At 45.4% G+C, this 12,441-nt stretch carries 13 protein-coding genes and 1 pseudogene; 7 read left to right on the top strand and 7 right to left on the bottom strand.

Annotation, left to right across the window (positions count from 1 at the left end; genetic code table 11):
* The 4 genes from AC1MDJ_RS05060 to AC1MDJ_RS05045 all read left to right on the top strand — a co-directional run.
* Window positions 1-453: cell division ATP-binding protein FtsE (locus tag AC1MDJ_RS05060; protein ID WP_479689867.1), on the top strand; the 453-nt coding region annotated here is incomplete at its 5' end.
* Entirely contained in the window at window positions 453-1,343 is an 891-nt protein-coding gene (locus AC1MDJ_RS05055; protein ID WP_479689866.1) for a cell division protein FtsX, read from the top strand. The genes AC1MDJ_RS05060 and AC1MDJ_RS05055, both read left to right, overlap by 1 nt.
* Window positions 1,344-1,403: 60 nt before the next feature.
* On the top strand, window positions 1,404-1,619 hold the full coding sequence (locus AC1MDJ_RS05050) for a helix-turn-helix domain-containing protein (RefSeq protein WP_479689865.1): 216 nt from the start codon (window positions 1,404-1,406) through the stop codon (window positions 1,617-1,619).
* Window positions 1,616-2,200, top strand: a complete 585-nt coding sequence (locus AC1MDJ_RS05045) for an endonuclease VII domain-containing protein (RefSeq protein WP_479689864.1) — start codon at window positions 1,616-1,618, stop codon at window positions 2,198-2,200. Before AC1MDJ_RS05050 ends, AC1MDJ_RS05045 begins: the two co-directional genes overlap by 4 nt.
* Here the strand turns inward: AC1MDJ_RS05045 and AC1MDJ_RS05040 are convergent.
* From AC1MDJ_RS05040 to serA, 6 genes are all read right to left on the bottom strand, one after another.
* Window positions 2,187-2,921, bottom strand: coding sequence for a DNA-methyltransferase (locus tag AC1MDJ_RS05040; RefSeq protein ID WP_479689863.1), 735 nt, complete (start codon window positions 2,919-2,921; stop codon window positions 2,187-2,189). The genes AC1MDJ_RS05045 and AC1MDJ_RS05040 overlap by 14 nt on opposite strands.
* 79 nt (window positions 2,922-3,000) lie before the next feature.
* Window positions 3,001-3,510 carry a nitroreductase family protein gene (locus AC1MDJ_RS05035; RefSeq protein WP_479689862.1) on the bottom strand — a complete coding sequence of 170 codons (510 nt, stop codon included), beginning with the start codon at window positions 3,508-3,510 and terminating at the stop codon, window positions 3,001-3,003.
* A 297-nt stretch (window positions 3,511-3,807) separates the two neighbouring features.
* On the bottom strand, window positions 3,808-5,424 hold the full coding sequence (locus AC1MDJ_RS05030) for a CTP synthase (RefSeq protein WP_479689861.1): 1,617 nt from the start codon (window positions 5,422-5,424) through the stop codon (window positions 3,808-3,810).
* 20 nt (window positions 5,425-5,444) lie between these two features.
* Complete coding sequence (purH, locus tag AC1MDJ_RS05025) at window positions 5,445-7,013, bottom strand: bifunctional phosphoribosylaminoimidazolecarboxamide formyltransferase/IMP cyclohydrolase (protein ID WP_479689860.1); 1,569 nt, start codon at window positions 7,011-7,013, stop codon at window positions 5,445-5,447.
* A 9-nt stretch (window positions 7,014-7,022) separates the two neighbouring features.
* Window positions 7,023-7,577 (bottom strand): hypothetical protein, encoded by a 555-nt coding sequence (locus AC1MDJ_RS05020; RefSeq protein WP_479689859.1) that lies wholly within the window; start codon window positions 7,575-7,577, stop codon window positions 7,023-7,025.
* A 5-nt stretch (window positions 7,578-7,582) separates the two neighbouring features.
* Window positions 7,583-9,220, bottom strand: a complete 1,638-nt coding sequence (gene serA, locus AC1MDJ_RS05015) for a phosphoglycerate dehydrogenase (RefSeq protein ID WP_479689858.1) — start codon at window positions 9,218-9,220, stop codon at window positions 7,583-7,585.
* Window positions 9,221-9,420: 200 nt separating this feature from the next.
* On the opposite strand from serA, the gene galU reads away from it, so the two are divergent.
* From galU to lon, 3 genes and pseudogenes are all read left to right on the top strand, one after another.
* The gene (galU, locus tag AC1MDJ_RS05010) at window positions 9,421-10,302 is read left to right on the top strand and encodes a UTP--glucose-1-phosphate uridylyltransferase GalU (protein WP_479689857.1); all 882 of its coding nucleotides are present in this window, start codon (window positions 9,421-9,423) and stop codon (window positions 10,300-10,302) included.
* 11 nt (window positions 10,303-10,313) lie between these two features.
* Window positions 10,314-10,676 carry an Hsp20/alpha crystallin family protein gene (locus tag AC1MDJ_RS05005; protein WP_479689856.1) on the top strand — a complete coding sequence of 121 codons (363 nt, stop codon included), beginning with the start codon at window positions 10,314-10,316 and terminating at the stop codon, window positions 10,674-10,676.
* 7 nt (window positions 10,677-10,683) lie between these two features.
* A pseudogene (gene lon / locus AC1MDJ_RS05000) lies at window positions 10,684-12,312 on the top strand (endopeptidase La); the annotation flags it as partial.
* On the opposite strand, the gene AC1MDJ_RS04995 reads toward lon, so the two are convergent.
* Entirely contained in the window at window positions 12,300-12,410 is a 111-nt protein-coding gene (locus tag AC1MDJ_RS04995; protein WP_479689868.1) for a hypothetical protein, read from the bottom strand. The pseudogene lon and the gene AC1MDJ_RS04995 sit on opposite strands and share 13 nt — an antisense overlap.
* Between the last annotated feature and the right edge of the window lie 31 nt (window positions 12,411-12,441).

Raw genomic sequence — 12,441 nt, 5'->3', positions numbered from 1 at the left:
CAAGATAAAATACCGCATCTGCGCAGACAAGTGGGCGTCATCTTTCAAGATTTCAACCTGATAGACGATATGAGCGTCTTTAACAATGTGCGCCTCGCACTTGATATTTATTTCTTCAAGAAAAGCGGCGCAAGAGAACGAATTTGGCCTATCTTAAAACAGCTTGATATATTTGAACTGCGAGATGCCCTTGCGGGTAGCTTATCAGGCGGAGAGAAACAGCGGGTCGCAATAGCTAGGGCACTTGTCAACGAACCGAAGATTATCGTAGCAGACGAGCCGACTGGCAACCTAGACGCTGAAAATGCCCGTAATATAATGGGTATGCTCTGGCAGGCTAGGGCAAATGGGGCTACCGTCATAATGGCAACCCACGACAAACTAATGGTAGAGGAATACCCCGATAGACAGATTACGTTAGATAGAGGGCGCATAGTGGAGGATAAGCCATAATGGTTACTAAATTTATATTCTCTACGCTACGCGGGTTGCGCCTATTCGTCCACTACGTGAGGACTGATGTTTTAGCTGTATTAGCATTGACAGCTCTATTTGTTGCACTTCATATATTGTTTGCGCTGGGTTTTGGGGTGGCGGCTTTCACAGAGGTGGCGACTAGAAGCGATAATATCCGAGTATATATGGACGGGACGGATAGCTCGCTGATTGATGGCGCAAGAATTATGCTGGAAGAGAAGAAAATTGCTATTGCTATTGACTACTATGACAGCAAAGAGTCTAAGCAGCTTGTTCTAGCGAACGCCGCTGGGGTGAACGGGGCAGACGAGCTACCAGAGGAGATGTTCCCTACTTTCTTTTTGTTGAAACTAAAAGACAGCAAGCTAGATGTAGAGGCATTGGAGAAACTATCAGCTGAACTTGCTAATATTACGGGTGTTGAAAGTGTATCTTATGGCGGGGAGTGGGCACGCAAACTAGAAACCGCTAGGCTCGCCATCAGTGTTCTAATGGTCGTCATTGCGGCTATATTTGCCATATCAGCGACTGTAATAGTTCACCACACTATCAGCGTGGCGTTGTATAGGTATAGGCGGACAATTCGCATTTATAGTATAGTCGGGGGCACGCGGGCGTTCATCGTTTCACCCTTTGTAGTGACTGCAGCAACGTTAGGCACTGTCAGTGCGGCTTTGTCGCTTGTGTGCTATAAGATTGCCAACTGGGTGATACTAAGCAATGTCAGCGATGCACTAGGGCTAAATGTTGCTGTCAATATCCGCTACGTAGAGATATTTATAGCACTAGCATTTGCCATATCAGCAATATCAGGCTTCAGCAGCGCAAGGAAGTTCCATAAAGCAGAGCAAGCAGGGGAGATTTAATCTAATTTTGCTAACTATAGTATGTAGATTTATAATTTTTCATATAGAATAATGAGTTTTATGAAAGGCAAGACTGACATCAATATTACCGTTGGCAACAATATCAAACGTGAAAGGTTATATAAGGGTGTATCTCAAGAAAGGTTATCTGAATTGGCAGGTGTCCATAGGACATATATAGGTATGATTGAGCGAGCAGAGCGAAATATAACTGTGTCTAGCTTGCTAAAAATAGCAAACGCCCTAAATATTGATATTGCAGGGTTGCTCAAATGACTGAAACAACTCAAAACGAAAAGTTTGTATTTGCTAAACGTGATATACAAGCGGATGATGTGATTTTGCCAAAAAATCTTATAGGTATTGTGAAAGAACATAGCAAGGATTATGTGCTAGTGCATTTTATGGCTGTCAACAAACAAGCAAAGGTTTCTAAAAACGATATAGGTTTTTTTAATCCTGTTCAAACTGGCGATTTACACGATAAAAAAGTTTGTAATGTTTGCCACAAGTTGCTTGGTATTGAAAATTTTCAGAAAAATCAAAACCAGAAAGATAATAGAGCCATAATGCGTCCATCGTGTAGGGATTGTCGCAAGGTTATTGATGGTGCGCCGTTAAGAACGGAAGACAAAAAAGTGTGGGGAACTAAAAAACCACACTTGGAAGCTTTTCAATGCCCTATTTGTAAAAAGGTAACCATACCCGGGCTAACCAGCAAGGTAGTTTTAGACCATAATCACGAAACAGGAAAGGCAAGGGCTTGGATATGCGACAGCTGCAACACTGGGTTAGGCAGATTTAAGGACGATATAGCACTGCTTAAAAGTGCTATAGAATACATTAAAAGTAAATAATTTCTTTCTGACACCTGTTCACCCGTGTGTTGGCTATGTTGACGTAGTCCTCCGATATATCACAACCTAGATAAAGCCTTGCATTTTTCTTCGCCATTTTGCAGGTCGTTCCGCTACCGCACATTGGGTCAAAGACTAAATCATTTGGATTAGTCCACGTTAATATATGGTCTTCTGCTAATTTCTCAGGGAATATTGCAGGGTGCTTAAAGGCATCCTTATCGTTAGTAGAGCCATTTAGTCCTACGGCATATTCCCACACGTTGTTCTTTACCTTTTCGGGCTTTAATTCAGCCAACACTTTCTTGTTGATGCCATCAGCCCCTTTGTTATGCACCAGCATTTCAAGCCCGTGCCGAGCTGTCTTTTCCATTATAGGGTTAAAGGTTTTGGGCGTTCCCTTACTGAGAATAAACATAAACTCGTAGCAACTCGTATATGCGTTGGAGCGCATAAACGGGGTATTTTTCTTTTTATATATCATAACATCGTGAACGTTAAATCCCGTCTGCTGGAATAGCAACGCCTGTTTGAAACTGGTCAATGTTCTATTGCCTTTGTTGATTTTATCCCCCACTACCCAGACAACAACACCGCCCTTTTTAGTAATTCTATAAAGCTGGCTGACAATTTCCTCGCAGTTAAAGACGTAGCCGTTATAGTTTCGTAGTTCGTCATACGGGGGCGAGGTCACGGTTAAATCAACGACGCAATCGTCCATTGACTTCATCAATGACACGCAGTTTATATTGTATATTGTGTTAAACTCCATGTTCATACTAGACAATATGCCATATATTCTACCACTTGTTTTTATGCACCATAGTTTCTTTTAAGTTTGCCTCTGATTTTTTCTCTTCGTTTGGGATTCCTAGCGATACAGCAGCATAGACCCGCCCGCCATCTGGAACAGCTAGAAGCTTCTTTACTGCGCTTTCAAACTCTGCCTTGTGGTGCACCCCTAGCCATACGCCACCGTAGCCTAGTGCATGTGCTGCAAGCAATATGTTCTGCGTTGCCGCCGAACAGTCATCTATGGCAAGCTCCTTATAAGTAAGTTCAGCTCCAGATGTGCAGATAACCACAGCACATGCGGCTTGCGGCAACATCTTGCCAAACTTCAATATCTCAGAGAGTTTAACAAGGGTGTCTCTATCAGTTATGACAACAAAGTGCCACGGTTGCTGGTTAGCCGCTGATGGAGCGTTGCCCGCTGCCTGTAATATTTTTTTAATATCCTCGTCTGGGATAGCCCCTGCCTTATACTGTCTAATGCTCCTACGCGTCATAATGCAATCAATAGCATTCATAAAACACCTCACTGTTTATCATAGTATAAAATTGTTTGAGGAATTTCTCAAGTGATAAAAAAATGTTGTCGCATAACGAGGTATTTTCTGCCCTGCGCAAGCGAGTATCAGGCAAATAATCATAGATATGCTCTATGAAATCAAATACCTGCCAGTCGCCCAATTGCTCATCCTATCTACAGAGCACTTGCCCCTATTGAGCTGGAATATAGAGCTTTACCTGTCAATAACTATCTTATATTCTATATCATTCAAAAACGCAACCTATTGGGGCTATTTTCATAGATTTAGCCGTTGCTACTTTATATTCTTTACCAGCTCCACAAACAGCGGGTGTGCGTCAAATGGGTTAGATTTTAGTTCTGGGTGGAACTGAACGCCAACAAAGAACGGATACCCTGCCAGCTCTACCATCTCTGGCAGTTCGCCGTCTGGCGACCTGCCCGATATTATAAGCCCCGCTTTTTCAAACTGTTGCAAATAACCGATATTCATTTCGTAGCGGTGGCGGTGACGTTCCCGTATTTCAGGCTGTCCATAGGCTCTGCGGGCAACCGTTCCCTCTTTTAACACACAGGGATAAGCCCCTAGCCTCAGCGTGCCACCCATATTAGAGTTTTTGCTCCTGACAGCTTTCTCTCCGTCCCTGTTCCACTCTGTCATTAGCGATATTACAGGCGTGCAGGGTCTCTCAAACTCCGTGCTACCCGCATCATCAATATTCATTACGTGCCTAGCAAACTCTATCACAGCAAGCTGCATCCCAAGACAGATACCTAAATACGGCAGTTTATGCTCCCTAGCATAGCGAATGGCATTAATTTTCCCCTCAGTGCCACGCACGCCGAACCCCCCCGGCACTATTAGCCCCTTGATACCCTTAAAATGTGCGGCTATTACGTCATCAGATACATTTTCTAGCATTTCAGCATCTATCCACTTGATTTTTACCTTGACGCCGTTCATCAGCCCCGCATGGTAAATCGCCTCTTTTAGTGATTTGTAAGCATCTGAGTCCATAGCGTATTTCACAACTAACGCTAGCGTAGTCTCGCCTGACACATTGTCTATGCGCTCGGCAAGCCGCTCCCAGTCTGACATATCAGCTGTTTTAGATTCTATACCGAAATATTCCAGCAGGCGTGTGTCAACGCCTTCCTCGCGGTAGATGAGTGGTAACTTATAGACATTATCCACATCTAGTGCGGGGATTATGTTTTCCGCCTCCACGTTGCAGAACAGGGCGATTTTCTTGCGTTCAGACTCTGCAAGTCGCACGGTAGAGCGGCAGATTAGCATATCGGGCTGTATCCCCTTTTCCAGCAGATTACGGACTGAGTGTTGCGTGGGTTTTGTCTTTAATTCCTTTGCAGTTTCTATGTATGGGAGCAATGTCAGGTGTATGAACATTGCATTTTTGCGCTTTATGTCGTTTGAAAACTGGCGGATAGCCTCTAAAAATACTAGACTTTCAATGTCGCCTACCGTGCCACCCACCTCGCAGATGACAAAATCTTCATCGGTTAAGTCTGAGCGTATAAAGTCCTTTATCTCATCTGTCACGTTCGGTATCATCTGGACGGTAGCACCGAGATAGTCGCCCCTGCGCTCTTTCACTAGCACGTTGTTGTATATTTTGCCACCAGATGTGCTGTCGGCACTGCGGGCGAACTGGTGTAAGAATCGTTCATAGTGCCCAAGGTCAAGGTCGGTCTCTGCGCCGTCCTCTGTTACATAGACTTCGCCGTGCTGTAGTGGCGACATAGTGCCAGGGTCAATGTTAAGATATGGGTCTAATTTGCGCATGCGCACCTTGAAGCCGTGCGCTCGCAACAGCGCACCGACAGTAGCCGCACTCATCCCCTTGCCAAGCGATGATACCACCCCACCCGTCACAAAAATAAACCGCGTCATAATAAACCTGCCCTCTTCCTTTAGTGTCTAAAATGCCTTATATCGGTGAATACCATAGCGATATTCGCCTCGTCTGCCGCCTGTATAACTTCACTATCCCGCACACTGCCGCCAGGGGAGACTATTGCTGCTATACCCTGTGCTGCCGCCTCATCTACACTATCTCTAAATGGGAAGAATGCATCGCTCGCCATAACACAACCTTTAAGTGATAGTTTTGCATTAGTAGCCTTAATAGACGCTATCTTTGACGAGTCCACGCGACTCATCTGCCCCGCCCCTATGCCTATTGTGCGCGTTCCGCTCACATATACTATCGCATTTGACTTCACATATTTAGCAACCACCCATGCAAACTCTAAACTTGCCAGCTCGTCCTTGCTAGGCTTGCGCTTTGTAGGCACAACTAGCCCCTCAAATGACGCAAAACTATGGCTGTCAGCATCTTGCAATAGGAAACTGTCCCCCGTCCAAAGTATCGCAGACGCAATATTATTAGGCTTTTTATCAAGTGGCGTCTTCATAAGTCGCACATTTTTCTTCTTTGTTAATAGAGCAAGCGCGCCTTCTGTGAAATCAGGAGCTATTATCACCTCTAAAAATATATCGTTGAGCTTCTGTGCCAGTGCGTCATCCACCGCACCGCTAAAAGCTACAATCCCCCCAAATGCACTCAATGGGTCGCAAGCTAGGGCGTCATCATAAGCCTGTTCCAGAGTAGTTGCCGTAGCAGCCCCGCACGGGTTAGTATGTTTGATAATCACAGCTGCATTACGCTTTCGCCCGTCAAAGTGCGCCAGTTCACGCGTAAGCTCCACAGCTGCAAGTATATCCACCACATTATTATATGATAGTTCTTTGCCATGCAACTGCTCTGCATTAGCAACCCCGAAACTACCCGACAGCGGCACTTGATAGAACGCTGCATCTTGGTGTGGATTCTCCCCATAGCGCATAGCCTGTTTCAGTCGCCCGCCGAATGTGAACTCCTGCGGAAACTTAACGCCCAGCTTTCTATTCAGATACCCCGCTATCATACTATCATACATTGATGTGTGAGAGTATGCTTTTGCTGCAAGCTCTAGCCTAGTCGCCGCCGTAGTCGTCCCGCCCGTGCGAACTTCAGCCAACACCCGTTCGTAGTCGCTAGCATGGACAACAATTGTCACGAACTTGTTGTTTTTAGCGGCACTCCGCACCATAGCAGGACCGCCGATGTCAATGTTTTCTATAATCTCTTCAAAAGACGAATGTGCTTTAGACGCTACCGCCTCAAACGGATACAAGTTCACTGCTACAATGTCAATATCGCCTATTTTGTGTGTTTCTGCTGTCTTGATATGCTCTGGATTATCTCGCAACTTTAAGATTGCCCCATGTACCAGTGGATGTAGCGTTTTTACGCGTCCGTCTAACATCTCTGGAAAGCCTGTAAAATCAGATATTTCTTGCACCTTAATGCCTGCGGCTTTCAATGCTTTAGCGGTGCCGCCTGTAGAGATAATGCTATACCCCGCATCAGCAAGCCCCTGCGCAAAAGTCTCTACCCCAGTCTTATCCGACACGCTAATCAAAGCGTATTTAGACATTCCTGCCCCCTAGAATAATTTAATCAATGTATAGTCTGTCTGCACATTACCGCTACTCGCACCTAGCCTGTCATCAGCAAACCCCTGCGGTTTAACACCTATCCCAGACGGGATACCCGCATTGTCAGCCAGCGTAAAGAAACTTGTAATTTCTATCACGCCATTATTATTAGCGGGCATTTCAATCTCAAAGCGCACAAGTGAACGCATAGGCAGAGCTTTCACGGAACGTGTCAGGGCAAAAAGCTGTTCGCCATTAACATCCACTGGCACTGTTGCCCTTTTAGAAACAGGCGATGACAAAGTATTGTTATCGTTCGCGGTGTTTATAGCCACCTTCACCTGTAGGCTAGCCATAGTTTGCGTGGTGATGTTCTGATAACCTAGATATAGCTTACCGCCCACTACACCATAATGAATGCGCGAATATTTGCCGTCCTGTTTGGCAATATAGTGGTCAATAACAGAGACTTCGGAGTAATTACCATAGCCAGCACAAGAGCACAACCCTGACGATAACACTAGGGTAAAAGCTGTTATTACAATAATCTTTAGTATATGCATAGTTGTTATAAGCTTATAACTTTTGCCTCTATTATACCGGGTAGCTTATAAAGCACGTCCAGCACAGTCTGCGGAATAGGGTCGTCCACCAGCACAAAACTAGCAGCCTCTCCACCCTGACTAATACGCGTCAGTTCAAAGTTAGCAATATTTATCTTATGCTCGCCTAGTATTGTGCCTAGTTTGCCAACTATACCAGGGGTATCGTGGTTTCTGAAATATAGATACGTCCCTCTAGCAATCAAGTCTAGGTTGAACTGCCCGATATTTACAATCCTGCCAAGCCCGTCGGAGAACACCGTGCCTGCGTAACGTATTTCGCCTGCGTCAGTCTTTACCAGCAATATTATATGGTCGCGCTTGCCCTCGTATTCTTCCATTTTAGTCTCTATGACCTCTATTCCACGGTCTTTTGCCACGTAGGGGGCGTTGATGTATGAGATTGGCATATGGGCAAATCGCTCTAAAAAACCCTTTAATAGTGCAACCGTGAACGGCTGATAGCTGAACGGCGTGTCAAATGTGCGCTCGCCTAAATCTTCCTCAAAGCGTTTGCCTGTCATAACTATACGCAGTTCGTGAATCCTGCCACTGGTGAGCTGGGCTGCCATACGCCCAAGCGACTCGCTTACGTCAAAGTATTTCTGCATATCGTCAGTCAACTGCTGTTTAGCAAAAGGTCTATTAACAGCATAGTGGTATGGTCTGTCGTGGAGCGCATTCAACACCTGTTCGCAGATGATAACCGCCACGCCCTTTTGCCCCTCCTCAGTGTTAGCACCTACATGCGGAGTCACAAATATATTATCAGTCTTTAACAATGGTGAATGTTTGGGTGGCTCCTCGTCAAATACGTCCACAGCCGCAGAGAACAACTGCCCGCTAGAAACTGCCTTTGATAATGCCTCATCATCTACAAGCCCGCCACGCGCGCAGTTAATGAGTATTGCTCCTTTTTTCAGTAGTGCTATTTCGCGCGCCCCAATCATCTGTTTAGTTTCAGTAGTCAGTGGCACGTGGAGCGTAATCATATCGCTGGCTTTCAACATATCGTCTAGCGTTTCGCAAATTCCCACACCTAGTGCGTCCGCTCTGGTGCGTTTTATGTATGGGTCAAATGTAACTACTTTCATACCGAACGCTTTCGCCCGCACGGCAACTGTGCCACCGATACGCCCTAGACCTATAATGCCAAGCGTTTTATTATGCAGCTGGATGCCCATAAAGCGTTTTCTGTCCCATTCGCCCGCCTTTACTGATGTATTTGCATCGGGTATCTTGCGCGCAGCGGCTAGTAGCATACCCATAGACAGTTCGGCAGCAGCTAATGTGTTGCCAGTAGGGGCATTCATAACAATCAGTCCTTTTTTGCTGGCACATTCAATATCTACATTGTCTAGTCCAACGCCGGCACGTCCGATTATCTTCAAGTTGCCAGTGTTTTCAAGCAATTCTTCGTTAACGTTAGTGCCAGAACGGGTGATTACAGCGTCATATTCGCCCAATATTCCCTTTAGTTCGGCGTTTTTAATGCCCGCTTTGACATCAAAACTCACGTCTGGGTCGGCGCGGAGTATGTCGTAACCCTCTTCGGCTAGATGGTCGGTAATGATAATCTTATATTTGCCCGTAGTCTGTGCCATAGTTTGAACTCCCTCAGTCTTGTTTCGTAGACAATTTTGCGGTTATTATACCACTTGTTATAAAAAAAGCTAGGGGCAGAATATTTAGTAGTTGTGTCAAGCCATACAGCTCTTTTAGTTTTTCTAGCTTGACGCCACCTTTGCACTAGTGTAAAGTATATTTTAGTTTTAACCATTATTTATGTTTGGGAGGAGGCAGTATGAGAAAGATACGTAAAGCAGTATTCCCAGTCGCAGGCTACGGCACGCGCATGCTACCGGCAACTAAGGCGATACCTAAAGAGATGATAACTTTAGTTGACAAGCCGCTTATTCAGTATGCAGTTGAAGAGGCAGTGAACTCTGGCATTGAGCAGATTATATTCGTGTCAGGTCGCTCTAAAAAACCGCTGGAAGACCATTTTGACTACAATACGGAGCTAAACCAAATCCTAAAAAACAGTGGCAAGGATAAGATTTATGAAGATATGAAACGCATCAGCGAGATGGCAGATGTTGTTTACGTGCGCCAGAAACAGATGTTGGGGCTGGGGCATGCCATTCTGTGTGCTAAAGATATTGTTGGTGATGAGCCGTTTGCGGTATTCCTGCCCGATGATATACTCTTTGCCAAAGAAAAACCTGTTATGGCACAACTTATAGAACAATACGAAAAGGTAGGCTCTAGTGTTGTGTCGCTAATGCGTGTGCCTACGGCTCAGACTAGCAAATATGGGATAGTTGTGGTTGGCTCGTCTGCTGATAGCAGGTTTCATAAACTGGTTGATATGGTTGAAAAACCGAAAGAAAACCCGCCGTCAAACCTTGCCATTGTGGGCAGGTACGTGCTATCGCCTGATGTGATGGAGAACTTAAAGAGCACTAAACCCGATAAAGGTGGCGAGATACAGCTGACCAGTGCATTGCAAAAGGCGGCGCAGAGCAACAGTGTATATGGCTATGAGTTTGAGGGCAGGCGATTTGACTGCGGCGACAAGATAGGGCTGTTAGAGGCTACTATGCATTTTGCGGCAACCAATCCAGAACTAGCGGGCGAATATAAGCGCATAGTCCAAGAAGTTAATAAAGAGTTTGGTGTATAGGGCGGTTATAGATGTTTAGCTGGTCGTTTGATGTGGTTTCTCTTGCGGATGCTAGCAATTCCAGCGAGGAGTTGACTGATGGTATGTTCCCTGCAATGGATATTATTGAGACAGCAACTTATGTGAGTATTAGGCTTGATATGCCCGGTATACATAGGGGGGATGTGTATCTCTCAAACAATGGCAATAAATTGATTATTGAGGGGGTTAAGCGTCCGTATTATCCAGAGTGTGTTGGCGAACGCAGTTTCTTGCTAGCTGAGAGGCAGTATAAGCCATTTAGACGTGTATTTTCGTTTGACGAGCCGATAGATGCCAAGAACGTGAGCACCAGACTAATGGATGGTGTTTTGAATATCAGATGGGAGAAGTAATTTTGCTATGGGAAATGATTTAATTATTCCAGATAGGCTGCCACTCTTGCCAGTTAAAGACATTGTAATATTCCCGTATATGATAGTGCCTATTGTAGTTGGTAGGGATAAGAGCATTATGGCTGTGGATAGAGCACTGTCGGGCAACCGCTTAATAATGTTTGCCACTCAGCGTGTGGTAGCTCAACCTGTTCCAAATGAGCAAGCTGACGAAGATGTCTATAGTGTAGGCACGGTGGGGCAATTACTTAGAATGTTGAAACAGCCAGATGGCAAGGTTAAAATCTTAATACACGGGCTTAAGCGTGCTATTATTAAGAACTTTAACAGTGATGACGGCGCCATAATGGTGGATGTAGAGCCTTTTAATCAGATAGAAATGCCTAATGACTATCAGAGCGAGGCGCAGATGCGCACGGTTAAGGAGCAACTGGCGCAACTTGTGAATATGGGCAAGCCTGCATATCCTGACTTTATGGAGATGCTTGAAACTATTAAAGAGTCTGATAAGCTTGCTGATATTATATCGTCTAATATGGGTGTTCCTATAGCGGAATCGCAGGCTCTACTGGAAACGAACTCTCCTATGGAGCGGCTCAAAAAGATATCGGAACATTTTAAGCGTGAACTAGCAATAATAGAGGTGCAACAGAAGATTGCGACCGAGACGCGCGGAGGCATGGACAAGAACCAGCGCGAATACTACCTGCGTGAACAGCTGAAAGCAATACATAAAGAGCTTGGCGAAGATGAAGATATCGCCGCCGATGTGGATGATTATGGTAAGAAGATTGCTGAAGCTAAGATGCCTGAAAATGTTGAAAAAGAGGCGAGAAAGCAGTTACGGCGACTTACGACTATGCATAACGATAGTTCGGAGAGCAGTGTTGTCAGGACATATTTAGACTGGCTGGTGGAGTTGCCGTGGAGCAAGCATTCGCGTGGTAGGCTGGATATGAAGCGGGCGCAAAGGATACTTGATGAAGACCACTATGGGATGGAGGAGATAAAGGAGCGTATATTAGATTACCTAGTTGTCAGGAAACTGAAGAAGAATATGAAAAGTCCTATTTTGTGTCTTGTGGGTCCCCCCGGTGTGGGCAAAACATCGCTTGGGCGGTCTATTGCACGGGCGATTGGGCGTGAGTTTGTGCGTATTAGCTTAGGCGGTGTGCGTGATGAGGCGGAGGTGCGCGGGCACAGGCGCACATACATTGGTGCACTGCCCGGTAAAATCATACAGGGGCTGAAGACAGCTGGGGCGAGCAATCCAGTATTTATGCTTGACGAGATAGACAAGCTAGGCACTGATGTTCGCGGTGACCCGTCAAGTGCATTGTTGGAAGTGTTAGACCCCGTTCAAAATGCGGCATTTGTTGACCACTATATTAACCTGCCTTTTGATTTGAGCAATGTAATGTTTATCGCTACTGCTAATATTTTAGACCCAATACCTGCGCCGTTGCGCGATAGGATGGAGATTATAAGGTTAGCGGGATATACTGAGGAAGAGAAACTGGCTATTGCTGAAAAATACATAGTTCCAAGGCAACTAGAGGAAACGGGGCTGGATACTTTTAACGTGAGCATTACAAAAAAGGCTCTTATGGAATTGATTTCAGGCTATACGCGCGAGGCTGGTTTGCGCTTAAAATGTTCCGATATCTTTTTGAGCCGCTCCATAGGAGAGTTCGTTTCCAGTAGAGCCTGCGATTCCGCTATAGGAACACCCATATTAGACGATATAATATCAGCAAGCTTATCA

The organism is Candidatus Termitispirillum reticulitermitis, assembly GCF_054655775.1.
This window is presented reverse-complemented; position numbering and strand designations above follow the sequence as displayed.